We start from the raw sequence: 21,623 nt of genomic DNA, 5'->3' as shown, positions 1-21,623 counted from the left end.
CAATCATCCAAGGACGAGCGGGAGTTTCGCGGCCAGCTCGCCCAGTGCGGTCTTCTCCGCGTCGGTCGGGGCGCGCCGTCCGGTGCCGATGAGCAGTGCGTCCTTGTCGGAGAGGGATGCGGGGAATGCGGTCCCGGCGATCTTCTCCAGCAGCTCGCGGGACCGGGCGAGTCCTTCCGCGGGTGGTTCCGCGGCGTCTGGGAGGTGCGCGACGAGGTCGAGGTGGTGCAGGGTCCATTCCAGGACGTACGCGGAGAGGTAGTCGCCCGCGGTGAGGACCTGGTCGCGGGTGCTGACCCGTTGGGCTGGGTCGGCGAGTGCGGCGGCGCGGCCGGCGGCGGAGCCGACGTCGTCGAGGTGGAATTTGAGGAGCCGGGGCTCTTCGTAGGCGGCGGCGAGCCGGACGGTCAGTGCGTCGAGGGGGTCGTCGCCGGTGGGCGGTGTTTGGGTGACGTCCCAGTAGGTGACCGCGTCGCGGGTGGGTTCTGTTTCGGCGGGGGTTACGAGGGTGATCAGGACGTCTTGGGCGTCGATGACGAGATGGCACACCAGGTCTCGTACGAGCCAGCCGGTGCAGCCGGACGGTTGTGCGAAGTCTTCGTCCGGGAGTTCGGCGACCGTTGTGCGCAACGCCGTCCAGGAGTGTGAGAAGAGATCCACATCGGCACGGTAGTGCGGTGCCGCATGGGTGGACAAGCGCATTGCGCGGGGTGGTTGTCGGCGGGGGAGTGATGGTCAGCGGTTGCCGATCTCGCCGTGGGAGTCGGCTGGGATGTGTTGGGCAGAGGGTTGCCTCGGTGCGGCTGTCGGCGTCGTGGGTCGATTCAAAGGTGTGGGTGTGTCGCCGATGCCGAAATGGGCCGCTTAGTTGCTCGTCGACGAAGTAGGACGGCCGGGTGTTGGCGCTGGTCGTCGAGGTCAGGTGCCAGGTGAGGCCGAAGTGCCGTGCCCGCCAGGTGATCGGGACATGGGCGGATCTTAGTTGTCGCGTGAAGGTGTCGGCGTGCGGGTGCGGTGCTCTGCTTGTCGGGAGCCTTGAGGTGCGGTCGGCCGCGGGTCGGTTCTTGATTGACTCTCGGTTAGGGTCGCAGGGTGGGTCCTCATCGCATGCCGGCGGCCGAGGTGGATGTCTCCGCCGGTCTGGTTCGGCGTCTCTTGGCCGTGCAGCATCCCGATCTTGCGCACCTGCCGATCGAGGTGATGGCCAATGGGTGGGACAACGTCATCTTTCGGGTCGGTCATGCGCTGGTCGTTCGGCTGCCGAGGCGTGAGGTGGCGGCCGGGTTGCTGGTGAATGAGGTGCGGTGGCTTCCGGTTCTTGGGCCCCGGTTGCCGCTGCCGGTTCCCGCGCCGGTGCGGGTGGGGCGGCCGGGTCTTGGTTATCCGTGGTCTTGGAGTGTCGTCCCGTTCTTGCCGGGAGAGGTCGCCTCGCGGAATCCGCCTGCTGATCTGGGGGATGCCGCGGTCACTCTGGGTGCGTTTCTGGGTGCGTTGCACGGTCCTGCGGATCCGGACGCGCCCGCGAATCCCTACCGTGGTGTCCCGCTCGCGGAGCGCCGTGTGGCGGTCGCTCAGAATCTGCGGATCGTGGGCGATCTCGTCGATCATGGGGCCGTGATGCGGGTTTGGGAGGCTGCGGTCGCGGCGCCGCGGTGGGAGAAGCCTCCCGTGTGGGTGCATGGCGATCTTCATCCGGCCAACCTTTTGGTTCATGGCGGCCGGATCAGTGGCGTGATCGACTTTGGTGACATCACCTCTGGGGATCCTGCCACGGATTTGTCGGTGGCGTGGATGCTCTTGCCGGCTGAGTGGCACGATGCCTTCCGGGGGGCGTATCAGGGGGCGTGCGGGTACGCGGTGGGTGAGGAGCTGTGGGTTCGGGCCAGAGGCTGGGCGCTCGCGCTGTCGCTCGCGTTTTTGGCCCACTCGGCTGACAACCCGCTGATAGCGGAGATCGGTCATCACACCATCGCTGCCGTGCTCGCGTAGGGCGACCTCGTGGAGGCGGTCGTCTGGCCGCTTGCGTTCGTGTCTGCGTCCTTCCGGCGTCTCGGTCCTGGCCCGGCGGTGAGTGTGGCCGGTTCCGCTCGATGATGTCGTGGATCCCGTGAACCTGATCGGCTTCTCGCCCGACTGTGCAGGGTGACGGGAGGACGAGATGACCGATGAGCTGCTGGTGGTTCGCGCGCAGCTGGGTGAGCGTGCGGCCCTGGCGGAGCTGGTGGCCCGCTGGCGGATGCCTGTGTGGACGTACGTGCGGCGCATGCTGGATGTCGAGCGGGCTGACGACGTGTCTCAGGAGGTGTGGCTGGCGGTGGTTCGGGGCCTGCCGCGGCTGCGGGAACCGGGGCGGTTCGTGCCCTGGCTGTTCACGATCGCCCGGCGATCGGTGGCCGACCGCCTGCGCGGTGAGTACGTGCGGGAGCGGGAGGGCTTGGTGGCGAGCGATGTGGTCGTCGGCGATCCGGTGGAGGCGATGGTGGATCGCGCCGGGTTGGTGGATGCGTTGTCGGGGCTGCCGGTGCTGGAGCGGGAGATTCTCGTCCTGTTCTACCTGGAGGATCTGCCGGTGGAGGACTGCGCGCAGATCTGCCAGGTGCCTGTCGGCACGGTCAAGTCGAGGCTCAATCGTGCCCGTCGGCTGCTGCGTGAGCGTCTGGAGGAGAAGGGGTACCGGTCATGACTGAGGAGGAGCCGCGTCTGTCGGCGCAGGAGATGATCGAGCGGCTGTCGCCGGTGTTGTCGCTGGGGTTGCGGGTGCGGGCGGTGGCGGCGTTGGTGGTGGGGCTTGCCGGTGCGGTGTTCGTGGCCGCGTTGTGGTGGTCGGAGCCGGGTCCGCTGCCTGGCCGCACGCATGTGGCGTTTGCGCTGTTCACGGTGTTCTGCCTGGCCTGGGCGGGGTATGGCGGGTGGCTGCTGACGCGGCGGGTGCCGTTGTTCGCCGGCGAGCAGGTGGTCGCCGCCTGGATCGCCCTGGTGGCCTCGGTGGTCACTGCGGTGGTCGTGGGTGTCGTTGCGGTCCAGCGTGGGACGGGCTTGGGTCTCGCGGTGGCGGTCGGTGGCGTGTTCGTCGCGGCGGCGTTGGTGCTGGCCGTGCGTGCTCATGCTCGCCGGGCGGCGTTGCTGCGTCGCAGGCGTGAGCTGACCGGCGGGCGGGAGGAGGTGTGAAGCCGCGGTTGCGTTGGCCGCCCGGGCCGTCGCGCTTCTGCTGTTCTGCATCACCTTCCTGGCGATACGACGCCGGGGTGACATGAAAGGGGACCGTGATGGTGCACAACGCGAAGCTCATCCGCCGTCGATTCGGCAAGACGCCTCTGGTCGTGGTGGTCGTTCTCGTGGCCGCGCTTCTGGGGGCGGGCGTGATCATGCTGTTGGCGTGAGGCGCCTCTCCGGCGAGGGGCGGGCCTGGTTCCACTCGCGGGCGACCGCCCAGCTGTCCGCCACCGGACCGATGTGTCTGAGTTTGTCGGGGTTGATGACGGCGCGGATCGTCTGGATCCGTCCGTCGAGGATGTCGAGTGCGAAGGTGTTGAGCACCTTGCCGTCCCGGTCGCGGAAGATCGCGCCCGGCTGGCCGTTCACCTCGTGTGGTTCCACGACGATGCCGATCCGGACGAGCGGCGCGGCGACCGCGGCGAGCACTTGCGCCACCTTGTCGGCGCCGATGATGGGCTTGGTCCCTGCGGGGGCCTTGCCGCCGCCGTCGCCGACCATGTGAACGTCGCCGGCCAGCAGTTCCCGCAGCCCGTCGGCGTCGCCTTCCCTGAAGGCGTCGAAGAATCGTCCGGCGAGCTCCTCGCGCTCTCTCCGGCCGGCCTCGAACCGGGGCCGGCCGGTGTCCATGTGGCGGCGGGCTCGCACCGCGAGCTGGCGGCACGCCGCTTCCGACCGCCCCACGGTCGACGCGATCTCCGGGAAGCCGAACCCGAACACCTCCCGCAGGACGAAGACCGCGCGCTCGATCGGGGTCAGTCGTTCGAGCAGAGCAGTGCCGCCATCGACAGCGAGTCGGCCAGCTCCGCCGACCGCTCGGGGTCCTCGTAGGGGTCGCTCAGCAGCGGCGGCTCGGGAAACCACGGCCCGACGTACTCCTCCCGCCGGCGGCGGGCCGACCGCAGGACGTCGATCGAGATCCGGGTGACCACGGCCGAGAGGAAGGCCTTGGGTGAGGTGGGTTGTGTCGAGGAGACCTCGTTGCGCAGCCAGGTTTCCTGGACCGCGTCCTCGGCCTCGCTCACGCTGCCGAAGGATCCGGTTGGCGATCGCGAACAGCAGCCGGTTCGTCGCGGACGATGGTGGACTGTTGCGTGGTCAGGAGGGTGGCGCTGGCCGCGTCGTGGAGGTGCGCCCGCGAGCTGTAGCCGGTGCCGCCCTCGTCGAGCGGGAGAGGGTGGATCGGCAGTGCCCGCGTGCGCGTTGTCGTCTCCTCGTGCGGATTCAGCGGATTCAGCGGGTCCTCCTTGGTCTTCACCCATCCGCCCTGGCGGATTCCGTTCCTGTTGGTGTAGCTGTGTGTGGCGAAGGCGATTGCGGTCATCTGGTGCATGATCGTGGCCGCCGCCTCACTGGCCGACACCGTATGGATCTTGCCGGCGTGCGTGGCGTTCTTGGAGATCGGTGGAGCAGGCAGGGCCACAAGGCGGCGTATAGCTTTCGTCAATGATCTGTTTGCGGGCCGGTGCTAGCTTCGTGCGCCATGTCCAGACACGAGATCTCGGTAGAACGAACGTATATACCCGGGCACTCCGAGGCTGACACCTCGCGTTCCGAAAGCGCCGCGTCCGCCTCCCCGGAAGAAGAGAGCGACAGCGGCGTTCTCGGACTGCTCGAGCGCATCGGCTCCGTCATCATCCCGATCGGCGTGGCGCTCTACGCGGTGCTCTATCTCGGCGTCGAAGAGATGTATGGCATCTTCGGCATCAGTCCGCAACAAGCGGGGATCGACCAGTCCGTCCTTCTCGGCCGGCTCATGGGCACCCTGATCCTGGTGCTCCTGATCGGCATCCCGACGCTCGGCCTCATCGTCGGATGCTGCTGGGTGGCCGACAAGCTGACCCGCGGCGCTCTCGGCAGGCTGGTCCAGGCCATCCGGCGGCGGCCCTGGATCTCCGCCCTGATCGCCGCGCTGTGGTCCGGCGCGACCTACTGGGGGCTGTTCGATATCCTCGGCGACCTCGACATCGCCATCATGGTCGTCACTGCGGTGGGGCTGGGTGTGTTGACGTTCCTTGTCCCGTTCCGGCTGTTGCGCCGCAGACCGGTCGGCCGCGCCGGGACGAAGATCCTGGTCGGTGGCCTGACCGGCGTCGGCCTGGGTTTCCTGCTGATTCTGGCGATGGTCCGGGGCGCGGTCGAGGTCCAGGAGACCGGGCAGGCCAACGAGCTGCTCGGCTATGTCGGCTTCCAGGACCAGTGGACCGTCATCAAGAACGCCGAGGACGACAAGCCGCTCTACGACGGCCGCTGGATGATGTTGCTCGGCGAGAGCGACGGCACGTACGTCTTCTACGACTGCGACAAGCTCGAAACCTTCCGCCGGCCCATGGAGACCACCAACCTCAGCGACATCCAGCTCGACCCGGAACGGGAGAAGGGCTTTACCTGCGGCAGCCTCGCGGAGGAGAACTCGTAGCCACGCCGGGGGAGCCTCAGCGGGACGGCGCAGCCTGGACTTCGTGCATCGAATGCTCCGGTGTGGCGGCCGAGGGCGCACACGTGTTCATCACCGGCCGGCGCAAGACCGAACTCGACGCGGCCGTCGAAGTGATCGGCTCAGCGGCTACCGCGGTGATCGGCGACATCTCGGACCTGGCCGACCTGGACCGGCTCTACGAGACGATCCGCAGCCGGGGACGGGGCCTGGACGTACTGTTCGCGAATGCCTCCGTCGCCGCGTTCGTGACGCTTGAGCAGGTCACCGAGGAGCACTTCGACCCCCTCTTCGGCATCAACGTCCGGGGCACGCTGTTCACTGTTCAAAAGGCGCTGCCCCTGCTCAACGACGGCGCCTCGGTGATTTTGAACGGTTCCACCGACGTGGACGTCGGCGCGGAGGCGTTCGGCGTGTACGCGGCGGCCAAGGCCGCCACCCGATCGTTCTCCCGGACCTGGGCCAACGAACTCAAGGGACGCGGCATCCGGGTCAACACCATCACGCCCGGCCCGACCGATACCCCTGGTTTGTCGGGGCTCGCTCCCGACCCGGAGCAGGCCGCCGGCCTCAGGCAGCACGTGGCTGCGCAGGTGCCGCTGGGCCGGCTCGGGCGCCCGGAGGAAATCGCCGCCGCCGTGACCTTCCTCGCCTCCGCGCTGAGCAGCTTCATCACCGGTTCGCATCGGCCCACCCTGGAGCGGCTCAAGCGAGAGGCGGCGTCGTCGGGCCGATCCCTGGAGGAGGTCGTCAAGCGGTACGCGACCCGGGTGGCTGCTACCTCGTCGCCCAAGCCGACGGACTTCGAGGGGTACGACCCTGCGGTGACCGACCCGGACGTGGTGATCGACGGCATTCCCTACGCCGAGCTGGTCGACCTCGGGGCCATCGCCAAATCGGAGGGCATCTCCTACGAGGAGGCCATCGACTGCTTCGGCTCACAGTCGTCCAACAGCCGGGTGATCGACAAACTTGATGCGGAGTTCCCTGACGAGATCTCCGGCGTCAGATACGTCGACGACCAGCGGGGGCTGCGCGTCGGTTTCAAGGGTCCCATCCCGACTCGCGCGATCGAGCTGGCCAGGACCCTCCCCATGGAGGTCACCCTGATCGGCGGCAAGGGATTCTCGGCCTCGGAGCTCCGGCGGGCCCAGGACAGGGTCGTCTCCTGGCTCCGATCCCGTCCTGAGGTGGCCACGATGACGGCGCACTCAGATGAGGAGACTGGCCAAGTCAAGGTCACAGTTCAGCCGAAGGTGATGCCGGACGATGCCGAGGAGTTCAAGCGTGGGCTTCAGCTCCCGCAGCTGGACAATCCGCACATCACCGTCGAGGTCACGCTCTCCGCCGATTCGGTCGCCGTTCGGCCGCAGTGAGAGCTACCGAAGCGCCCGGCGCGCACACGGCCCGAACTCAAGCTTGATCCTTCACTCCGCTACCTGGCGGCTGGGTACATGTTCGGGAGCGGAGGGCCGTTATGCCGTCACCGCAACATCACCGGGCCTGCGGCTATGGTCGGAAACGCTCGCCCGACTTACCGACTGACATTTCATGCCCAGCCGTAGGCACCCTGAGGTGCGGGTGATCGACCCGGTGATGTTGCCCGGTGTCGCCGGCGATGCGCACGGCTTCGGTGGCCGATGCCTTCGCATCCTGGAACCGGCCCAGGTAGAGCCGGCTGGTGGCGAGGTTCTGCAGCGCGTGCGGCAGCCAGCCGATCATCGCCTGTGCCCGGCAGTTGTCGGCCAGCCGGACGGACAGGTCCATGGACGTCTCGTCGTCGCCTGCCATGAAGGCCATCGACGCGATGATGAGCCTTTCTCCGGGGTCCGCGAACACTGGGATCGCCTGGCGTCGGCGAGTGCCCGTGGATGGGCGTCAGCCCGCGGGCGGCATCGCCTGCAAGCGGGGCGGCCAGTCCGGTCATCGCGGTGATGACCGGTCGGAGGGGTCCCTGTGGTCCCGGGGAAATGTCGGTCGGATCTGCCTGACCTGCGCTGAGACAGGGAGGTTCCGGTTGTTGATCACTTCCGCTACCGTTCGTACGGTCCTAACCGGGCCGATGCCGGCGCGCTCGCGCGGGCCGGGAGCGAGGGCGCACTACCGCAGCGAGGGCACCGAGAACGCGATCATGGGGACGGTCGGGGGAGTCCTGTCGTGGTGCTGCCTGCAGGGACGGGTGCCACCGACGGCGGCGGGCGCGCTGAGCCGGTCGAAGGGTCTGTGATTCCTGCCTGTGGGGTTCGATGCCGGTGGGGACGGCCGGAACCGGACGGTGATGGCCCCACGATCAAGTCCCGGGTCGCGGTCCGGGGCTATGAGCGGCTGACGGATGAGGAGATCGGAGAGCGCGCCCGGGTGGGCGATCGGCGGGACAGCAGGCATCCAGCCAGCGCGGCGGCGAGGCCGGCCAGCCCGGCCGCCGCGAACCCGCCCGCCGGCACGGAGACGTCGATCGCCACCCCGACGATCGGGGATCCGAGCGCGAAACCTGCGCTCTGCGCCGAGGATTGCAGACCTGTCGCCTCACCCCGCACACTGGCCGGAGCCAGCCGGCTCACCGCGTCGGCCACCGCGGAAAGAGTCGGCGCGGCGAGCAGCCCTGCACCGACACCGGCCACGCACAACCAGGGCCAATCGTGGGCCAGCCCAGCGGGAATGGTCGACAGCCCGAGCAGACCGAGCAGCAGCCACGTGGGCAGCGGCCGGGGGAGCGCACCGTACACCAGCCCGCCGACGATGGAGGCCACGCCGTACACTGCCACGACCACGGCGGCCCAGGACACCTGGCCGGCTTCTTCGAGGGTGGCGACGATGGCCAGGTCGGTACCGCTGAGCAGCATCGTGGTGCCGAACGCCATCACCAGCACGGCGATCATGCCCGGGCCCAGCCACTCCCGGCGACGGGGGTGGCCGACCGTGTCGGCATCCGCCTCGTTCTCGGCACGCAGCGGCGGGTTGAGCAAGGCGATGCCCGCTCCACCCGCGACGATCGCGGCGCCGACGCTCCATGCCACCATGCCAGGGGACACCTTTGCCGCGTACAGGATAACGATGGGCGGGCCCACGATGTACGACAGCTCGCCCTGCACCGATTCCAGCGCGAACGCGGCCCGGCGCTGTCCCGCCGTCGTCATCGCGGCGATCGCCTGCCTGGTCACCGGCTGGGCCGGCACCATCAGCAGACCCGCCGCGAAGGCGGCGCCCATCAGGATCCCGTACGGCAGGATCGGCACGCTCAGCCAGAACACGGCCTGCAGCACGACAGTCACCAGCAGCACGGTGCGCAGGCCCCGCCGGTCGATCATGCGGCCGAGCAGCGGCCCACCCAGCGCCATCCCGGCGGTCAGAGCCGCCGCGACACCACCCGCTGCCGCGTAGCTCATGTCCAGGCCCAGCACGACATGCATCGTCAGCGCCATCACGCTAGCCGTGATGGCGGCACGGGCGAGCAGCGAAACGCCCAGCAGCGATGCCATCCCTGGCACGGCGAGTAGCTGCCGGTATCTGGTCACCTGCGTGACGCTAGATCATCCGTCACGCCATAGGAAGTGGTTAATTCGTTGGAGCTAGCATAATGAATTGTTATGGCCAGGGATCTTGAGACCGCGTTGCTGCGGTCGTTCGTCACCGCCGTGCGGGCGGGCAGCATCAGCCGCGCCGCGACCGCGCTCGGACATACCCAGCCTGCGCTCAGCCAGCAGTTGCGCAAGCTCGAGAGCGTTGTCGGCCGTCCGCTGCTTCACCGTTCGCCGTCTGGCGTCTCGCCGACCCGGGCGGGTGAGGAGCTCCTGCCGTACGCCGAACGCATTCTCTCGCTCTCCGCACAGGCACTGACCGAAACCGGGCGCGCGCTTACCGGCCACTGCGGCGTCGGATTGCTCGAAGACCTCGCCGCGTCCCGGCTCCCGCAGGCCCTCGCCGACCTCGCCCGGCTGCACCCCGGCGCGACACTGGAGGTGCTCAGCCTCTCCAACGCCGCGATGCAGGAGGCCTACGACGCGGGCCGCGTCCACCTCGTGCTCGACGCGGTGCCAGACGTTCCCGGGCCGCCGCGCTGGACGGTACGCCGCTCGCTGGTCTGGGCGATCGGCCAGGGTGTGGACGTGGCTGCCGATCCGCTGCCGGTGGTGCTGTTCTCGAACCCGTGCTCGTGGCGTACGTCAGTGCTGGAAACCCTGGAACGTACCGATCGGCGCTGGCAGGTGGCGTTCGAAAGCAACAGCCTGGTCGGTGTGCTCGCCGCAATACGGGCCGGGCTCGGCGTCGCGGCGCTCATGCCCGCCAACCTCGAACCGGCCATGGCCTGCCACGACACGGACGCCCTGCCCACCCTGCCGGACGTCGAGCTCGGTCTCGCACGACACCCACGGACCGAAGGCGATCCGCTGATCGATGCCGTGGAGACCGCTCTACGACGCATGATCTGAGTTTCACGGCTGGTCAGCGCGCCGCTCGCCGAGCCGGTGGCAGGTTGACCAGGGCCCATCGCTCCTCAACGACCCCCGCCGGCCATACCCTGCGCGCCGTGCGTGGCAAGCAGGACGCCGGGGCCAGGTTCCAGCGCGCCCAGCGTTGCAGCGTTGCAGCGTTGCTCGCTCCTCGTCAGTGAGCGTCACCGGAGTCTTCGGTCGTCCCGTCCGCGCCATAGGGGGTCCCGGTAGCAATGAAGAAATTTTCAACGAAGTAGCGTCTGAGCTGCGGTAACGGAGGAGTTTGACCGCCTGTGGCGGGTTGATGATCACTGCCGCTACGTTCGTTCCGGTTTTGTCCGGTACGGCACGTGGAGTGATGCGTTGTCAGAGAAGATGTTCTCCGAGGAGCAGTTGGAGCAGCTGCGCTCGTTCCCGGAGATCAGCGCAGATGAGTTGATCCGGTATTTCACGCCGACGGCGGCTGACGCGGCGTTCGTGAGTCCCGGTGGGCGGGGCCCTGTCGATCGGCTGGGCATGCTGGTCCAGCTCTGCACGCTGCCGTGGCTCGGGTTCGTGCCCGACGATGTGGCCTCGGCACCGCCGGCGGCCGTGGCCCGGGTCGCGGAGCGGCTGGGCGTGGCGCCGGCGGCGCTGCGGCTGTACGGCAAGCGCGATCAGACCCGCTCGGACCATCTGGGCCTGATCGCCAAGTATCTGGAGTGGCAGACCGCTCCGGCGGGCAGCCAGGCGATGAAGGAGCTGGAGCAGTTCCTACTGGACCGGGCGATGGAGCACGACTCGCCCACGTTGCTGTTTAACCTGGCGCGCGAGTATCTGATGGCGGCCAAGGTGATCCGGCCCGGCGCGCTCATCTTGGCCAAGATGGTCGGCACGGCCCGCAAGGCGGCCTCCGATCTGACCTCGCAGCTGGTGGGGCACCTGCTCACGGCGGAGGTCCGCACCGATCTGGAGCGGATGCTGCTGGTGGATGCGGGGCTGGGGATGACCCGGCTGGAGTGGCTGGTCAGCCCGGCACGGGATGCCTCGGCGACCTCGGTGAAGACCGCGATCGACAAGCTGACGTGGCTGCGCGCGATCGACGCCCACCAGATGGATGTGTCGGTGCTGCCGAACGAACGCCGCCGGTTCCTGGCCCAGGTTGCGCGCCGCTCGACCAACCAAGGGCTGGAGCGGCGCAAGGAGCGTAAGTTCCCGATCCTGCTGGCGTTCGTGGCCCAGGCCGCGGTCGACCAATTGGATGAGGTGGTGGCCCTGTTCGACCAAGCGGTGTCGGCGCGGGAGTCGCGGGCGAAGTCCAAAACGGATGAGGCGCTGGTCGAGCGGGCCAAGAAGGGCGAGGCCCGGCAGCTGGTGATGGAGATGATCCTGCCGGTGCTGGCCGACCCGTCGATCCCCGACGATGAAGTGGGCGGGATGCTGCGCGAGCGGATCGGCATGCAGCGCCTGCGGGAGATCACATCCGATGCGTGGAAGCCGCTGCCCCGAGATCACGGCCGGCTATCGGAGCTGGAATCCTCCTACACCTACCTGCGCCAGTTCACGCCGAACGTACTGGCCGCGATCGACTTCCAGGGCGGGCCGGGCACAGCCGAGCTGATGGAGGCGGTGGCCGTCTTGAAGGAGATGAACCGGCTCGGTGGCCGGAAGGTGCCCGCGGGGGCGCCGAGCGGCTTCATGCCCGCCAAGTACGCCGACTATCTGGCCACGGCTCGCAGGTCCGGGGAGGACACCGCCTACCGCCACTACTGGGAGCTGTGCGTGATCTTGTGCCTGCGGGACAGGCTGCGCAGCGGGGATGTCTTCGTGCCGGGCTCGCGCCGCTACGCCGACCCGGCCACCTACCTGTACACGCCCGAGCAGTGGGCGCCCCGGCGAGGAGAGTACTGCCGCCTGGTGGGCAAGCCGCCGAACGCGGCCGAGGCGCTGGAGCAGGGCAAGGAGGAACTGCACGCCGCCCTGCAGGAGCTGGAGACGACCCTGGCCGGCGCCGCTCCCGACGACACCGGCATGGTCCGGCTGGATGAGGACGAGCATCTGGTGGTGCCGCCGCTGTCGGCCGAGGACGTACCGGCCGAGGCCAAGGCGCTGAGGGACGAGCTGGCCGCGATGCTGCCGTTCGCGCCGATCGCCTCGCTGCTGATCGAACTGGACGCCCGCACGCACTTCCTGGACTGCTTCACCCACGCCGGCGGCCGCAAGCTCACCACGTCCGTGGAGACCAAATGCAACATCCTGGCCGTGCTCATCGCGATGTCCACCAACCTGGGCCTGGCCCGCATGTCGGAGGCCTGCGGGGTGTCCTACGACGTACTGGCCTGGCCCATGGAGTGGTACGTGCGGGAGGAGACGCTGCGCGAGGCCAACACGGTCATCGTCGACCACCACTACGGCCTGGAACCGGCCAAGGTGTTCGGCGGTGGCACCATGAGCTCATCGGATGGCCAGCGGCTCCCCGTCCGCGGCAAGACCCTGACCGGCCGGACCATGGTCATTCACGGCGGTCAGGTGCTCTCCACGTACACCCATGTCTCCGATCAGTGGTCGACGTACGGCACGAAGGTCATCGTGCCGACGGCGCGGGAGGCGCACTTCGTCCTGGACGACTTCCTCGGCAACGCAACCGACCTCCCGATCGCCGAGCACGCGACCGACAGTCACGGAGCCACACTCATCAACTTTGCGTTGTTCGACCTGGTCGGCAAGGCGTTGACTCCGCGATTGCGGGACCTGACCCGGGTCACCCTGGTACGGGACGACACCCCGACCGAGATCGCCAAGCGCTACCCGCACGCCGGGCCGCTGCTAGGCGCGCGCTGGAATGAGAACCTCATCGCCGACTGCTGGCCGGACCTGCTGCGCATGGCCGGATCGCTGAAATACGGCCAGCCCACCGCCTCGCTGATCGTCGGCAAGTGGTCGGCCGCCTCCCGGCAGAACACCCTGGCGGCCGCCTTGAAGGAATGGGGCGTGCTGCGCAGGACCGTCCACCTGGCCAAATACCTGTCGGACCCGGCCTTCAGAAGGAAGATCTCGCGGCAACTGAACAAGGGGGAAAGCCTGCACGCACTGCGCCGCGACCTGCACTACGCCCAGCAGGGCACCATCACCCGCCCGCATCTGGAACAGCAGACCGAGCAGGCGTGGTGCCTGACGCTGCTGACCAACTCGGTGGTCGCATGGACGACCGAATATTATTCTAGGGCGGTGCTGGAGCTGCGTTCCCAGGGCCGGGAGGTGAGCGACGAGATCCTGTCGCACATCTCGCCCGGCCACAGCGACAACATCAACTTCTTCGGCGTCATCAACGTGGACGTCGAGGCGGAACTGGCCAAGCTCGACACCAGCGGATGGCGACCGCTTCGGCCCGTCCAACTGCGCCAGCTGGGGCTGACCCCGTGACCTGAGTCCCTCGAAGAGGGGCAAAAGCCCCGCACCTGCCCGGACGGAGCGAGGCCGGCGGGCCAACGGCGCGGGGTTATCGGTTTGTCGGTTGGCCCGCGGTCAAGGGCGCGGTGGACTTGCGGTGGTGAGAGGCGCGGGCTTTGGCGCGGTTGCCGCAGATGTCCATGGAGCACCAGGTCCGGCGCCGATTGCGGGAGTGGTCATAGTAGGCCCATCGGCAGCTCGGCTCCCGGCAGGCCTTCAGCCGCGTCCACGTGCCTTCCGCCACGGCCTCGGCCACGACGGCGAGCAGCCTGGCCAGCGCCGCCTCCACCGGCACCCGGGCGCGGGCGACCAACCGGGGCGGGGAAACGGTCACGTCGAGCATCAGCGGGAAGTCGCGGGTGAGATCGGCGAGTTCGGCGCGAGCGGCGGGGTTGAGGCCGTCCGGGCGCGGGCTGGAGACCGGCTCGGTGTTGTTCTCGGCGATCAGCGCGCGTAGTCCCTCGCGGATCCGTTCGGCACGGTCGCGCTGCTCGTCGTTCACCACCGTGTCGGCTGACATGAGGCCGCGGGCGTGCAACCACGTCGCCAGCTGTTGCGGGGTTGCGATCTCATCGCCGTCCCGGCGGCGGGTGTTGATGAACTCCTCGATCACGCGCAGCGGCATCGGCGCCGTCCCGGCTGCGAGGTTGTCCGGCACAGGCTCGGCAGCACGCTCATCCATCACGCCTCGAAGCCTACCCGGCTATCAGCGATGGTAGGGTACTTAACCGACGTAATTGGTACGTCAGTTAGATCAAAAGGGGTCGCTGGTGAGCATCAGCATTGGCAACATCTGCATCGACACGAACGACCTGGCCGGCAGCACCGCCTTCTGGCAGGCGGTCACCGGATACCAGGTCGCGTCCTCGGACGAAGGCGCCACCTACCTGGAGGACGCGAACAAGAGGGGCGTGGGCCTGTCCCTGCAGGCCGTGCCCGAGGGCCGGGAGGGCAAGAACCGGCTGCACCTGGACTTGTCCACTGATGACCTGGCAGGCGAGGTCGGCCGGATTCGGGCCCTTGGCGCGAGTGAAGTGCGGCGCTTCGACGGCTGGGTCGTGCTGGCCGACCCCGAGGGTAACCAGTTCTGCGTCGTCGCCGCATAGACGCACCCGCCACCGCGCGACACCAGTTCCCACCACTACAGAAGAGACAGATATGGCCTCCGTGCACAAAGAGATCATCATCGATGCCGACCCCACGGCCGTGTGGGCGATCATCAGTGACTTCACCGACGGGCCCGTCCGGATGGCGCCGGGCTTCGTCACCGACAGCCGGCTCGACGAAGACGAACCGGACGTCAGGGTCGTCACGTTCGCTGACGGAATGGTGCTGCGGGAGCGGCTCATCGCGCTCGACGATGAGCCGCGCCGGCTCGTCTTCTCGGTCATCGGCGGCACCATGCAGCCGGAACACGACAACGCCTCGATGCAGGTCGTCCCGCATGGTGACGGCGGCAGCCGGTTCGTCTGGATCCACGACGTGCGACCGGACGACCTCGCCATCCCGATGGGCGCCGGAATGGACCACGGCCTGAGCATCTTCAAGCAGACGGTGGAGTCCTCCAGCGAGCACCTCGGCTAGGTCAGCCGCGTCATTGCTGGTCGCGGTCCTCCCCGTGAGGACTGTGACCAGCTGCGTGACCGGACGGGGCTGCCCCGCCATTCGGCGGCAGGCGGCTCTTGCCTGCTCCGGCGGCCAGCCGCCCCCGCCAACTCGTGGCCGGTTGCCCGATGGCTTCCGGAGCCCGGCGGGGAGCCGGCGGTGTTGTGGTCATGCGGCGGCGGGCGCTCACCCGGTCCGATCACCTGGTGCAGACGAGGTGATCGTGCGGATGTATCGGTGGGCGAGACGGTGCAGGTGCGTGAGAAGTTCCGGCGGCCCGGTGACGTCGAAGTCTGCGCCGAGCAGGCCCAGATGGACGGCGAGGGTCTCGACGGTGTCCGCGCCGGTGTGCAGGACGCAGGTGCGTTCGTCGAGGCGTTCGACCGTGCCGGCGGCCGGGCCGATGCGATCGGCGATGATCTCGGCCGGCGCGTGCACGGTGACCTGCGCCCGGTAGCGCCAGGCGGCGGCGGACACCCGGCGTGACACGTACGCGGCGACGTCGTCGGGCAGGTCGCGCGGTGTGAAGCGGGGGCCGGTCGGGGTGCGGGGTCGTATCCGGTCGACGCGGAAGGTACGCCAGTCGCTCCGCTCGACGTCCCATGCCAGCAGGTACCAGCGGCGGCCCCAGATGACGAGCCGGTACGGCTCGACGGCGCGCACGGTGGCCGCGCCGGCGTGGTCGTGGTAGTCGAAGCGGAGCCGTTCCCGGTCGCGGCAGACCGCGCTCAAGGCGGCCAGGACCGCCGGGTCGACGCTGGGGCCGGCGTCGTCGCGGGGCACCGGCACCGTGTAGGCCTGCAGGGTGTTGACCCGACGCCGCAACCGGGACGGCAGCACCTGCTCCAGCTTCGCCAGCGCCCGCAACGACGCCTCCTCGATCCCCGCGATGGCGCCACCGGTCGCGGTCCGCAGGCCGACGGTGACGGCAACCGCCTCCTCGTCGTCGAGCAGCAACGGCGGCAGCACGGCACCGGCGCCGAGCCGATAGCCGCCGGCAGAACCGCGGGTGGCCAGCACCGGGTAGCCGAGGGTGCGCAGGCGCTCCACGTCGGTACGCACGGTCCGCCCGCTCACCCCGAGGCGCTCGGCGAGCTCGGCGCCGGTCCACTCGCGCGGGGTTTGCAGGAGAGAGAGCAGCCGCAGGAGGCGGGCCGAGGTGTCCAGCATTCGTCAAGCATGCCGGACCATTAGGAGCGGTATCGTCCTAATGGTCCGGCAGGGTCGACGCCATGACCGAGATCGACACGGCCGAGATCCGTGATTTCCGTATCGATATCCCGCAGGCCGACCTGGACGACCTGGCCGAGCGCCTGGCCCGGGTCCGCTGGACCGACGAACTGCCCGGCGCCGGCAACGACTACGGCGTGCCGCTGCACTACGTGCAGAGTCTGGTGCAGCGGTGGCGCGACGGCTACGACTGGCGCGCGTGGGAGGCGAAGCTTAACTCGTACCCGCAGTTCACCACGGGCATCGACGGGCAGAACGTGCACTTCCTGCACGTGCGCTCGCCCGAGCCGGACGCCACGCCGCTGCTGCTCACGCACGGCTGGCCGACCACCGTCGTGGAGTTCCTGGATGTGATCGGCCCGCTGAGCGATCCGCGCGCCCATGACGGCGACCCGGCCGACGCCTTCCACCTGATAATCCCGTCCATCCCCGGTTTCGGCTTCTCCGGTCCCACCGCCGAGCGGGGCTGGAACCGGTACCGGATCGCCAGGGCGTGGGCCGAGCTGATGCGCCGCCTCGGGTACGAGCGGTACGGCGCGCATGGCAACGATTGCGGCTCGGAGATCTCACCGGAGGTGGGCCGTTGCGATCCCGGGCACGTGATCGGCGTGCACGTCACCCAGGTCTTCTCGTTCCCGTCCGGCGACCCGGCCGAGCTGGCCGGCCTGTCGGAGGAGGACCGGAAGAAGGTCCAGTTCCTGCAGTGGTGGACGGACAACAGCGGTGCCTACGACAAGCTGCAGTCCACCGCGCCGCAGACGCTGGCCCATGCGCTGGCCGACTCGCCGGTGGGGCAGCTGGGCTGGAACGTGCAGCTGCTCGGCCCGAACCTCGACCCGGACTATGTGCTGACCAACACCATGATCTACTGGCTCACCAACACCGCCGCGTCGGCCGCGCGCCTGTACTACGAGGACTTCCACGCCACCGACAAGCCGGCCGAACCCACCACCGTGCCGCTCGGGCTGGCGAACTTCGCCTGGGACTTCCAGTCGATCCGCCCGTTCGCCGAACGCGACCACAAGAACATCCTGTCCTGGAACGCCTACGACACGGGCAGCCACTTCGCCGCGCACGACGTGCCCGGCCTGCTGGTCGACGACATCCGCGGCTTCTTCCGCCAGCTGCGCTGAACCGTGCCGACCGGGTGGTACGCGCGGCGGGCACCCTGCCGCGCGCACCCCTGAATTGAACTTCCAGGAGTACCGTCATGCAGATCCTGACCCGCCGAGCCCTCAACCGCGCCACCCTCGATCGGCAACTGCTCCTGCGCCGCGCCGACCTCACCCCGCTGCAGGCCATTGATCACCTGGTGGGCCTGCAGGCGCAGACCCCGCACACCTGGTACGTGGGACTGTGGAGCCGGCTCGCCGCGTGCCGGCCCGAGGATGTCGCGGCGCTGCTCACCCAGCGCCGGGCCGTGCGGATCGCCCTCATGCGCTCGACGATCCACCTCGTCGGCACGGCCGACGCGCTCGCGCTGCGTCCGCTTGTGCAGCCGGTGCTGGACCGCGACCTGTTCGCCAACCACACGCACGGCCGGGCGATGCGCGGGCTGGACACCGGCCAGGTAGTGGCCGCGGGCCGGGAGCTGCTCGACGAGCGGCCCCGCACGCCGGGCGAGCTCGGTCGGCTGCTGGCTCAGCGGTGGCCGGACCGCAACCCGGCGAGCCTGGCCTACGCGGTGCGCAACCTCCTGCCGGTCGTACAGACCCCGCCACGCGGGGTGTGGGGCGCCGGCGGCCGGACCGTCCACGCGCCTCTCGAGTCGTGGGCAGGCGCGCCGCTGCGCGCCGACCACACGATCGACCAGATGGTCCTGCGCTACCTGGCCGCGTTCGGCCCGGCGACCGTACGCGACGTGCAGACCTGGTGCGGCCTGACCCGGCTGGCGGAGGTGCTCGACCGGCTCCGGCCCCGCCTGGCCACGTTCCGCGACGAGAACGGCGCGGAACTGTTCGACCTGCCCGACGCGCCCCGGCCCGATCCGCAGGTCAGTGCGCCCGCCCGGTTCCTGTACGACTTCGACAACCTGCTGCTGTCACACCACGACCGCTCCAGGGTGATCACAGACGGCCTCCGCCGGCAGAACTTCAAACCGCACGGCCCCGTCCCTCGCCTGGTGCTCCTCGACGGCTTCACGGCAGCGACTTGGACGTTCGGCACCGCACACGACACGGCGACACTGACCGTGCACCCGTTCGCACCGCTGTCCGCGCGCGACCGCGACGCGTTGACCGTCGAGGGCGGCGGCCTGCTGGACTTCCTCGCTGCCAAAGCGTCACACGAGATCCGCTTCACCGCCCCAGGTCACCGAGACCATAGTGATCCCAGCAGCCGGTAGCCGGAGGAGTCCTCGCTGCCTCGGAACTCGCCCCCTTGCCATGGCTTGCTCCGCCGCGTCCTCCGCGACCACGACACCAGCATCGCCGAGCTGGGCGCCGGAGCCGACGATGCGAAGCAACGGCCGTAGTCCCTGGCCGGTACCCGAGCCGCGAACTGTCCGTGGCGTCATGATCCAACACCGTGATCAAACCGAGACGCCAGTCGGAGGCTCCTGCGTTATTGCAGGTCAGACGCTACTTCGTTGAAAATTTCTTCATTGCTACCGGGACCCCCATAGAGGCCGCTCTAGACTTAGCTGACGAATTTCAAGCGCAGGACACTAGTGCGGTGACCACCGAGGTTCGCCGAATCTGATGATCATGCGTTTGCTGATGGGCGGCCCAGCGACGGGGGCGCGGGGTCAAGAAACGCAGAGGCAAGCCAAGCGGCGGACGTCGGCGCGGATAGACCGCCGCAGCAACCACCTCAGCGCCGGCTCCAGCAACCTCTCGGAGGTCGCGCGTGGGGTGACGCGCACGTGGAAGGTGAAGCGGCACCGGTCCTCGCCGAGCGGCTCGACGAGCCTGCCGCCCTCGGCGTCGATCCCCGAGGTGGTGCGCCAGGCGAACGAGCGCCCCGGCTCCACCTGGATGACCTCGCCGCCGTTGCGGTAGGTCCGGCCCGCGAACCGCATCACCTCGGCGGTGGTGGTGCCCACTTGGACGATGCCTTCAGGGCGCGGCGCCATCGTCTCGACGCCCTTGCGCCAGCGTGGGTCCTGGCCGTAGTCGGCGACGACCGCCCACACACGCGCGGCCGGGCAGGCGATCTCCCCGTCCTCCTGAAGCTCGATCACTCAGCGATGATATGGGTGGGTCGCGAGATCGGCTTCGCCTCCCTGCACGAACGGATCGACACCACTACCCCGGGCGGCGGCGTCTATCTCTTCGACGGCACGATCGAGGAGCACGTGCGTCTCGGCCGTCCCGGCGCAGGCGTTGCCGAGGTGCGGGCGGCAGCGACCGCGGCGCGGCTGGACGAGGTGACCTCCGCACTGGACCCGGCGAACGAGGCGGCCGTCCACGACGGTATCGAGCGCCTGATGGCGGGCCGGACGGTGGTGATGGTGGCGCAACGGATGCGGACCGTCCAACGCGCCGACCGCATCGTCTTCGTGGACGAGGGCCGGATCGTGGAGGAAGGCAGCCACGACGAGCCGCTGCGCCACGACGGCCGCTACGCCGATTTCTGAAACATGTCCCTGACACCGGCAGCGAGTGAATGAGCCGGCATGTCGTTCGACACTGCGGTACGACCGGCGCCGGCCGTACCGCAGCGCTCTCACCTTGGTGAGAGCCACAAGCCCCTCTCAGGCCCTCAGCCGGTGACGCGACATAGTCCGGTCGAGCAGGATGGGCACCGTTGTGAGCACTGCCAGGCCCGCACCGAGCCACGGAATGGCGGTGATCCCGGCGTCGGCGTCGAGCACGACGGCGGCCAGCCCGGGGACGAGGCTGATGCCGAGCTGGAATGCGGAGACGGTGGTGGCCCCGGCGAGGGTGGGCGCGTGGGCCGCGATGGCGAACACCCGCCCGTAGATGGCCGGATTCAACACGAATCCAGCGATCCCCAGAAGCAACACCAGGGGGACGACGGCCAGCGCGTGCCGGGCGAAGACTCCGAGCAGGACGGAGCTCGCCAGGATCCCGAGAGCGCCGGCCAGGAGCGCGTGGGTGGGCAGCCGGTCGGCGATCCTGCCCCCGATGGACAGGCCGATGAAGGCGCCGGCGCCGAACAAGGTCAGGATCGCGGGAATCCAGATCCCGGGGATTCGGGTGACGTCGGTCAGGAACGCGGCGAGATAGTTGAACGTGATCATGTAGGCGGCCGTGCTCAGGAGGGTGGCGGCGTAGACGACCCACAGCTGGGGTCGCCTCATGGTGCGAAGCTCACTTCTCACGCTGGTCTCGCCGCGCGCGCTCGTGGCGGGCAGCGCCACGAACGTCAGGACCGCCCCCGCGACGGTGAGGCCGGCCACGGCCCAGAAGCCGCCCCGCCACCCGGTGAAGTAGCCGATCAGCGTACCGGCTGGGCCACCAGCCACCATCGCGAGGCTGAGGCCGCTGACGACGACGCCGGAGGCGCGCGCGGCGCGTTCGGGCGGGACCAGGCTGATCGCGGTGACCGCGGCGACCGCCCAGAACCCGGCGTAGGCGAGGCCGCTGAGGAAGCGAGTGACCAGGAGCACCGCGTAGCTGTCCGTGAGGACGCCGATCACCACGCAGGCGGCGAAGATCGCCTGCGTGATCACCAGCGTCGTCCGCCGTGGCCAGCGGAGGGTCACGATGGCCAGCGGCGGGCCGCCGACGACGACGGCGACGGCGAACGCCGAGATCAGCGCTCCGGCGGAGGACAGCGTGATCTCCAGGTCATCGGCGATGGCCGGAAGGACGCCGGCGAGCAGGAACTCCGCGCTTCCCATCGCGAACAGGCTCAATGACAGCAGGTAGACCGCCAGGGGCAGTCTGCCGCGAGTGGCCCGCTCCTGCTGCCGGGCGGTGTTGACGCTCATCGGCTCTCACGCCCGTCCCGCAGGGTCGTGGTCAGCTGGTGGTCCAGAACGTGCTGAGGGGCCGCGCCGGTCCAGGAGCCGATGGACCGGCCACCGGCGTAGACGACGAAGGCGGGAACGGCGGTGATGCCGTGGCGGGCCGCCAGCTCGGGCTCCTCGTCGAGGTCGATCTTGACGACGTCCACCTCACCGGAGCGTTGTGCGGCCAGGCTCTCGACGATCGGGGTGACCATCCGGCACGGAGGGCACCATGTGGCCCAGAACTGGATCAGGACGGGCCGTTTCGCCTGCAGGACGCGTTCGGCGAAGGTCTGCTCGGTGACACTGTCCACCGAGCCCGGAGCATGCGCGGGCATGGGTGAGTCTCCTTGGTGGGGAT

General features: G+C 69.0%; 24 protein-coding genes. 13 read left to right on the top strand and 11 right to left on the bottom strand.

From position 1 onward, the window contains the following. Positions 1–3: 3 nt before the first annotated feature. Entirely contained in the window at positions 4–660 is a 657-nt protein-coding gene (locus EDD27_RS18685; RefSeq protein ID WP_127933555.1) for a maleylpyruvate isomerase N-terminal domain-containing protein, read from the bottom strand. Positions 661–1,107: 447 nt separating this feature from the next. Between EDD27_RS18685 and EDD27_RS18680 the strand changes: the two genes are divergently transcribed. The 3 genes from EDD27_RS18680 (at position 1,108) to EDD27_RS18670 (ending at position 3,168) form a co-directional block, all read left to right on the top strand. Further along, entirely contained in the window at positions 1,108–1,989 is an 882-nt protein-coding gene (locus tag EDD27_RS18680) for an aminoglycoside phosphotransferase family protein (RefSeq protein WP_127933554.1), read from the top strand. Positions 1,990–2,158: 169 nt separating this feature from the next. Beyond that, positions 2,159–2,683, top strand: coding sequence for an RNA polymerase sigma factor (locus EDD27_RS18675; RefSeq protein ID WP_127933553.1), 525 nt, complete (start codon positions 2,159–2,161; stop codon positions 2,681–2,683). Further along, positions 2,680–3,168 carry a hypothetical protein gene (locus tag EDD27_RS18670; protein ID WP_241564116.1) on the top strand — a complete coding sequence of 163 codons (489 nt, stop codon included), beginning with the start codon at positions 2,680–2,682 and terminating at the stop codon, positions 3,166–3,168. The genes EDD27_RS18675 and EDD27_RS18670 overlap by 4 nt, the downstream gene beginning before the upstream one ends. Positions 3,169–3,363: 195 nt before the next feature. Here EDD27_RS18670 and EDD27_RS56625 read toward each other — a convergent pair whose 3' ends face one another. The 3 genes from EDD27_RS56625 to EDD27_RS56615 are packed head-to-tail and all read right to left on the bottom strand — an operon-like array spanning position 3,364 to position 4,636. Further along, the gene (locus EDD27_RS56625; RefSeq protein ID WP_241564115.1) at positions 3,364–3,933 is read right to left on the bottom strand and encodes a sigma-70 family RNA polymerase sigma factor family protein; all 570 of its coding nucleotides are present in this window, start codon (positions 3,931–3,933) and stop codon (positions 3,364–3,366) included. Between the two features lie 35 nt (positions 3,934–3,968). Further along, positions 3,969–4,238 (bottom strand): sigma factor, encoded by a 270-nt coding sequence (locus EDD27_RS56620; protein ID WP_241564114.1) that lies wholly within the window; start codon positions 4,236–4,238, stop codon positions 3,969–3,971. Continuing rightward, positions 4,235–4,636 carry a hypothetical protein gene (locus tag EDD27_RS56615; RefSeq protein ID WP_164903381.1) on the bottom strand — a complete coding sequence of 134 codons (402 nt, stop codon included), beginning with the start codon at positions 4,634–4,636 and terminating at the stop codon, positions 4,235–4,237. Before EDD27_RS56615 ends, EDD27_RS56620 begins: the two co-directional genes overlap by 4 nt. 60 nt (positions 4,637–4,696) lie before the next feature. On the opposite strand from EDD27_RS56615, the gene EDD27_RS18660 reads away from it, so the two are divergent. After that, positions 4,697–5,632 carry a hypothetical protein gene (locus tag EDD27_RS18660; protein ID WP_241564113.1) on the top strand — a complete coding sequence of 312 codons (936 nt, stop codon included), beginning with the start codon at positions 4,697–4,699 and terminating at the stop codon, positions 5,630–5,632. A 62-nt stretch (positions 5,633–5,694) separates the two neighbouring features. Continuing rightward, positions 5,695–7,026: an SDR family oxidoreductase gene (locus EDD27_RS56610; RefSeq protein WP_241564112.1), complete on the top strand. Its 1,332-nt coding sequence runs from the start codon at positions 5,695–5,697 to the stop codon at positions 7,024–7,026. Positions 7,027–7,159: 133 nt separating this feature from the next. Here EDD27_RS56610 and EDD27_RS18650 read toward each other — a convergent pair whose 3' ends face one another. Next, positions 7,160–7,489: a hypothetical protein gene (locus EDD27_RS18650; RefSeq protein ID WP_127933552.1), complete on the bottom strand. Its 330-nt coding sequence runs from the start codon at positions 7,487–7,489 to the stop codon at positions 7,160–7,162. A gap of 223 nt (positions 7,490–7,712) precedes the next feature. Here EDD27_RS18650 and EDD27_RS54330 point away from each other — a divergent pair, with 223 nt between their 5' ends. Beyond that, positions 7,713–7,877, top strand: a complete 165-nt coding sequence (locus EDD27_RS54330; RefSeq protein WP_164903680.1) for a hypothetical protein — start codon at positions 7,713–7,715, stop codon at positions 7,875–7,877. Positions 7,878–7,965: 88 nt separating this feature from the next. On the opposite strand, the gene EDD27_RS18645 is transcribed toward EDD27_RS54330, so the two are convergent. Then, the gene (locus EDD27_RS18645; protein ID WP_206641499.1) at positions 7,966–9,165 is read right to left on the bottom strand and encodes an MFS transporter; all 1,200 of its coding nucleotides are present in this window, start codon (positions 9,163–9,165) and stop codon (positions 7,966–7,968) included. A gap of 72 nt (positions 9,166–9,237) precedes the next feature. On the opposite strand from EDD27_RS18645, the gene EDD27_RS18640 reads away from it, so the two are divergent. Both EDD27_RS18640 and EDD27_RS18635 read left to right on the top strand, forming a co-directional pair. Beyond that, positions 9,238–10,080 (top strand): LysR family transcriptional regulator, encoded by an 843-nt coding sequence (locus EDD27_RS18640; protein WP_127933551.1) that lies wholly within the window; start codon positions 9,238–9,240, stop codon positions 10,078–10,080. A gap of 366 nt (positions 10,081–10,446) precedes the next feature. Continuing rightward, positions 10,447–13,485, top strand: coding sequence for a Tn3 family transposase (locus tag EDD27_RS18635; protein WP_127933550.1), 3,039 nt, complete (start codon positions 10,447–10,449; stop codon positions 13,483–13,485). A gap of 76 nt (positions 13,486–13,561) precedes the next feature. Here the strand turns inward: EDD27_RS18635 and EDD27_RS18630 are convergent, their stop codons facing one another. Continuing rightward, a complete protein-coding gene (locus tag EDD27_RS18630) occupies positions 13,562–14,194 on the bottom strand; it encodes a CGNR zinc finger domain-containing protein (protein WP_241564813.1) in 633 nt (210 codons plus the stop codon). Positions 14,195–14,282: 88 nt separating this feature from the next. Between EDD27_RS18630 and EDD27_RS18625 the strand changes: the two genes are divergently transcribed. Both EDD27_RS18625 and EDD27_RS18620 read left to right on the top strand, forming a co-directional pair. Further along, positions 14,283–14,618 carry a VOC family protein gene (locus EDD27_RS18625; RefSeq protein ID WP_127933549.1) on the top strand — a complete coding sequence of 112 codons (336 nt, stop codon included), beginning with the start codon at positions 14,283–14,285 and terminating at the stop codon, positions 14,616–14,618. Between the two features lie 52 nt (positions 14,619–14,670). Beyond that, positions 14,671–15,096 (top strand): SRPBCC family protein, encoded by a 426-nt coding sequence (locus tag EDD27_RS18620; protein WP_127933548.1) that lies wholly within the window; start codon positions 14,671–14,673, stop codon positions 15,094–15,096. A 207-nt stretch (positions 15,097–15,303) separates the two neighbouring features. Here EDD27_RS18620 and EDD27_RS18615 read toward each other — a convergent pair whose 3' ends face one another. Continuing rightward, a complete protein-coding gene (locus EDD27_RS18615; RefSeq protein WP_164903679.1) occupies positions 15,304–16,287 on the bottom strand; it encodes a helix-turn-helix transcriptional regulator in 984 nt (327 codons plus the stop codon). Between the two features lie 62 nt (positions 16,288–16,349). On the opposite strand from EDD27_RS18615, the gene EDD27_RS18605 reads away from it, so the two are divergent. Together EDD27_RS18605 and EDD27_RS18600 are read left to right on the top strand one after the other, a co-directional pair. Then, positions 16,350–17,480, top strand: a complete 1,131-nt coding sequence (locus tag EDD27_RS18605) for an epoxide hydrolase family protein (RefSeq protein WP_127933546.1) — start codon at positions 16,350–16,352, stop codon at positions 17,478–17,480. A 77-nt stretch (positions 17,481–17,557) separates the two neighbouring features. Next, complete coding sequence (locus EDD27_RS18600) at positions 17,558–18,691, top strand: winged helix DNA-binding domain-containing protein (protein WP_127933545.1); 1,134 nt, start codon at positions 17,558–17,560, stop codon at positions 18,689–18,691. Positions 18,692–19,093: 402 nt separating this feature from the next. Here EDD27_RS18600 and EDD27_RS18595 read toward each other — a convergent pair whose 3' ends face one another. Next, entirely contained in the window at positions 19,094–19,528 is a 435-nt protein-coding gene (locus EDD27_RS18595; protein ID WP_127933544.1) for an SRPBCC family protein, read from the bottom strand. A gap of 6 nt (positions 19,529–19,534) precedes the next feature. Here EDD27_RS18595 and EDD27_RS18590 point away from each other — a divergent pair, with 6 nt between their 5' ends. Continuing rightward, a complete protein-coding gene (locus tag EDD27_RS18590; protein WP_241564111.1) occupies positions 19,535–19,924 on the top strand; it encodes a hypothetical protein in 390 nt (129 codons plus the stop codon). A gap of 117 nt (positions 19,925–20,041) precedes the next feature. Here the strand turns inward: EDD27_RS18590 and EDD27_RS18585 are convergent, their stop codons facing one another. After that, positions 20,042–21,244 (bottom strand): MFS transporter, encoded by a 1,203-nt coding sequence (locus EDD27_RS18585; protein ID WP_127933543.1) that lies wholly within the window; start codon positions 21,242–21,244, stop codon positions 20,042–20,044. Then, positions 21,241–21,600: a thioredoxin family protein gene (locus EDD27_RS18580; RefSeq protein ID WP_127933542.1), complete on the bottom strand. Its 360-nt coding sequence runs from the start codon at positions 21,598–21,600 to the stop codon at positions 21,241–21,243. The genes EDD27_RS18585 and EDD27_RS18580 overlap by 4 nt, the downstream gene beginning before the upstream one ends. Positions 21,601–21,623: the final 23 nt, after the last annotated feature.

Origin of the sequence: Nonomuraea polychroma (assembly GCF_004011505.1) — a bacterium.
In the GTDB taxonomy this organism is placed as follows: Bacteria; Actinomycetota; Actinomycetes; order Streptosporangiales; family Streptosporangiaceae; genus Nonomuraea; species Nonomuraea polychroma.
The sequence above is the reverse complement of the archived record's forward strand: the minus strand, read 5'-3'. Positions and strand labels throughout refer to the sequence as shown.

What these genes read in the sequence shown, in the direction of transcription:
- EDD27_RS18620 (WP_127933548.1), top strand. Translation starts at nt 14,671, where the DNA reads ATGGCCTCCGTGCACAAAGAGATCATCATCGATGCCGACCCCACGGCC.
- EDD27_RS18585 (WP_127933543.1), bottom strand. Translation starts at nt 21,244, where the DNA reads ATGAGCGTCAACACCGCCCGGCAGCAGGAGCGGGCCACTCGCGGCAGA.
- EDD27_RS18680 (WP_127933554.1), top strand. Translation starts at nt 1,108, where the DNA reads ATGCCGGCGGCCGAGGTGGATGTCTCCGCCGGTCTGGTTCGGCGTCTC.
- EDD27_RS18630 (WP_241564813.1), bottom strand. Translation starts at nt 14,194, where the DNA reads ATGGATGAGCGTGCTGCCGAGCCTGTGCCGGACAACCTCGCAGCCGGG.
- EDD27_RS18675 (WP_127933553.1), top strand. Translation starts at nt 2,159, where the DNA reads ATGACCGATGAGCTGCTGGTGGTTCGCGCGCAGCTGGGTGAGCGTGCG.
- EDD27_RS18600 (WP_127933545.1), top strand. Translation starts at nt 17,558, where the DNA reads ATGCAGATCCTGACCCGCCGAGCCCTCAACCGCGCCACCCTCGATCGG.
- EDD27_RS18640 (WP_127933551.1), top strand. Translation starts at nt 9,238, where the DNA reads ATGGCCAGGGATCTTGAGACCGCGTTGCTGCGGTCGTTCGTCACCGCC.
- EDD27_RS18670 (WP_241564116.1), top strand. Translation starts at nt 2,680, where the DNA reads ATGACTGAGGAGGAGCCGCGTCTGTCGGCGCAGGAGATGATCGAGCGG.
- EDD27_RS18605 (WP_127933546.1), top strand. Translation starts at nt 16,350, where the DNA reads ATGACCGAGATCGACACGGCCGAGATCCGTGATTTCCGTATCGATATC.
- EDD27_RS18660 (WP_241564113.1), top strand. Translation starts at nt 4,697, where the DNA reads ATGTCCAGACACGAGATCTCGGTAGAACGAACGTATATACCCGGGCAC.
- EDD27_RS18590 (WP_241564111.1), top strand. Translation starts at nt 19,535, where the DNA reads ATGATATGGGTGGGTCGCGAGATCGGCTTCGCCTCCCTGCACGAACGG.
- EDD27_RS18615 (WP_164903679.1), bottom strand. Translation starts at nt 16,287, where the DNA reads ATGCTGGACACCTCGGCCCGCCTCCTGCGGCTGCTCTCTCTCCTGCAA.
- EDD27_RS18580 (WP_127933542.1), bottom strand. Translation starts at nt 21,600, where the DNA reads ATGCCCGCGCATGCTCCGGGCTCGGTGGACAGTGTCACCGAGCAGACC.
- EDD27_RS54330 (WP_164903680.1), top strand. Translation starts at nt 7,713, where the DNA reads ATGCCGGCGCGCTCGCGCGGGCCGGGAGCGAGGGCGCACTACCGCAGC.